Here is a 2,565-nt window from a genome sequence, read left to right on the forward strand (position 1 = left end):
CTATCTGCACACCCTCCGGCAGTACCTGACGCACTTCCCCGGCCGCCGGGCCGTGTACACCGCCGCCGACGGCCCGGCCGCCTCCAGCGCGCCGGGCTCGTTCGAGGCGGTGCGCCGGGGGCTGGGCCTGGCCGCCGGTACGGCCGCGGGCGCGCGGGTCCGGGCGGAGCCGGCCGGGATCGGCCCGCTGGACGCCGTGCTCGACTACAGCAACGCGCACTTCGTCGGCCTGCGCACGGACGACGCCCTGTACCGCTTCTTCGGCCGCGACGCCTTCGGCGCACCCGTGGGCCTCGCCGTGCACCAGTTCGCCGCCGACGCGGACCAGAAGGAGACCGGGCGGGCCTGGCAGGAGTGGCTCACGGGCCTGTTCGCCTGAGCGTGGGGCCCTTGCTCAGGTGCGGGCTCGTCAGTGGCCGACGAGCTCCCCGCTGAGCTGTTCGCGGATGCGGGCGCCGGCCTCGTTCAGGCCGGTGAACTCGACGCTCTTGCCGCGCTGTGCGTACTTGGCGGCGACCGTGTCCAGCGCGGACACCGAGGAGGCGTCCCAGATGTGAGCGTCCGTCAGGTCGATGACGACCGAGTCCGGGTCGCCCGCGTAGTCGAACCGGTCGACCACGTCGTTGGCCGAGGCGAAGAAGAGCTCGCCGGTCACCGCGTACACGACCCGCCCGCCGTCGGGGTCGGCGACCGAGGTGACGCCGGTCGAGTGGGCGACCCGCCTGGCGAAGACCGCCATGGCGGCGAGCGTGCCGACGACGACGCCGATCGCGAGATTGTGCGTGGCGACCACGCAGCCGACCGTCACCACCATGACGGCGATCTCACCGGCCGGCAGCCGCTTGAGGGTCTTCGGCGCGATGGAGTGCCAGTCGAAGGTGGCGACCGACACCATGACCATGACGGCCACCAGCGCGGCCATCGGGATGTCGGAGACGAGGGGCCCGAACACGATGCACAGGACCATCAGGAACGTCCCGGCGAGGAACGTGGACAGGCGGGTACGGGCACCGGAGACCCGTACGTTGATCATCGTCTGACCGATCATCGCGCAGCCGCCCATACCGCCGAAGAAGCCGGTGACGATGTTGGCGACGCCCTGGCCGACGGACTCGCGGGTCTTGTTGGAACGGGTGTCGGTGATGTCGTCGACCAGTTTGGCCGTCATCAGCGACTCCATCAGCCCGACCAGCGCCATCGCCAGCGCGTAGGGGGCGATCGTCGTCAGCGTGTGGAGGCTGAAGGGCACGTCGGGGATGCCGGGCACCGGCAGCGAGGAGGGCAGCTCGCCCTTGTCGCCGACCGTGGGCACGGCGATCCCCGCGGCCAGGGTGAGGGCGGTGAGGACGGCGATGGACACCAGCGGGGCCGGCACGGCCTTGGTGATCCTCGGGAAGAGCACCATCAGGGCCAGCCCGCCGATGACGAGCGGATAGACCGGCCACGGCACGTCCCGCAGCTCCGGGACCTGGGCCAGGAAGATCAGTACGGCCAGCGCGTTGACGAAGCCGACCATCACCGGACGGGGTACGAACCGCATCAGCTTGGCGACGCCGAGCGCGCCGAGGACGATCTGGAGCACACCGGCCAGGATCACGGTCGCGATGAGGTAGCCGAACCCGTGCTCGCGGTTGACCGGGGCGATGACGAGGGCGACGGCGCCGGTGGCCGCGGAGATCATCGCCGGTCGGCCGCCGACGACGGAGATGGTGACGGCCATCGTGAACGACGCGAACAGGCCGATGCTCGGATCGACCCCCGCGATGACGGAGAACGAGATCGCCTCGGGGATCAGCGCCAGCGCCACCACCAGGCCGGCCAGCACTTCGGTGCGCAGGACCTTCGGCGACAGCCGGTACGTACGGGCGGCGCGCAGCCACGCGGTCGGGGAGGGGACGGAAGAGGGCAAGGGGGAACCTGTCAGGGCGCGATGGGTGCTGGGGGATGGTGCCGGGCCGCCGGGCGGCGGGGCTGCCGTGCATCATGGACGTGCACGTCACACGGCAACTCTACCCTAACGTAAGGGTAGAGATCGTGGCGGCACCGGAACGAGAGGGCCAGGGGCAGGGCGTGGACAGCAAGCACATGCAGATCGGCGAGGTCGCCGAGCGGACCGAGCTGTCGCTCCGTACGATCCGGCACTACGAGGAGACCGGCCTCGTCGTCCCGTCGGCCCGCTCCCAGGGCGGCTTCCGCCTCTACACCGAGGCCGATGTGGCTCGCCTGATGGTCATCCGCCGAATGAAGCCGCTCGGCTTCTCCCTGGAGGAAATGCGGGACCTGCTGTCCGCCACGGACCGCCTCGACTCCGGCGAGGACGTGCCGGATGACGAGCGGGCCTCCCTCTTGGAACGCGTAAGCGGCTTCGAACAGGCCGCCGCCGAGCGCGTCGCCAAGCTGCGTACGCAGTTGGGGAGAGCCGAGGAGTTCGCAGCCACGCTGCGCGAGCGGCTGGCGAGGGCGGCCGGCTCCTGAGCCAATGGGCTGCCGCCCGGTTGGCTGTCTGCGGCTTGCCGGTGGCTGGTCGCGCAGTTCCCCGCGCCCCCGGCGTGCGTGGTTGTGCTG

Annotated in this window: 2 protein-coding genes and 1 pseudogene; 2 read left to right on the top strand and 1 reads right to left on the bottom strand. The window is 71.1% G+C overall.

The features are described 5' to 3' along the window. Positions 1–379, top strand: a pseudogene (locus ACFU99_RS40530) (SRPBCC domain-containing protein); the annotation flags it as partial. Positions 380–409: 30 nt separating this feature from the next. Here ACFU99_RS40530 and ACFU99_RS40535 read toward each other — a convergent pair. Further along, positions 410–1,909 carry a SulP family inorganic anion transporter gene (locus ACFU99_RS40535; RefSeq protein ID WP_384402850.1) on the bottom strand — a complete coding sequence of 500 codons (1,500 nt, stop codon included), beginning with the start codon at positions 1,907–1,909 and terminating at the stop codon, positions 410–412. A gap of 161 nt (positions 1,910–2,070) precedes the next feature. Here ACFU99_RS40535 and ACFU99_RS40540 point away from each other — a divergent pair, with 161 nt between their 5' ends. Further along, the gene (locus ACFU99_RS40540; RefSeq protein ID WP_384402853.1) at positions 2,071–2,475 is read left to right on the top strand and encodes a MerR family transcriptional regulator; all 405 of its coding nucleotides are present in this window, start codon (positions 2,071–2,073) and stop codon (positions 2,473–2,475) included. Positions 2,476–2,565 lie beyond the last annotated feature (90 nt).

Source organism: Streptomyces sp. NPDC057654 (assembly GCF_042800135.1).
In the GTDB taxonomy this organism is placed as follows: domain Bacteria; phylum Actinomycetota; class Actinomycetes; order Streptomycetales; family Streptomycetaceae; genus Streptomyces.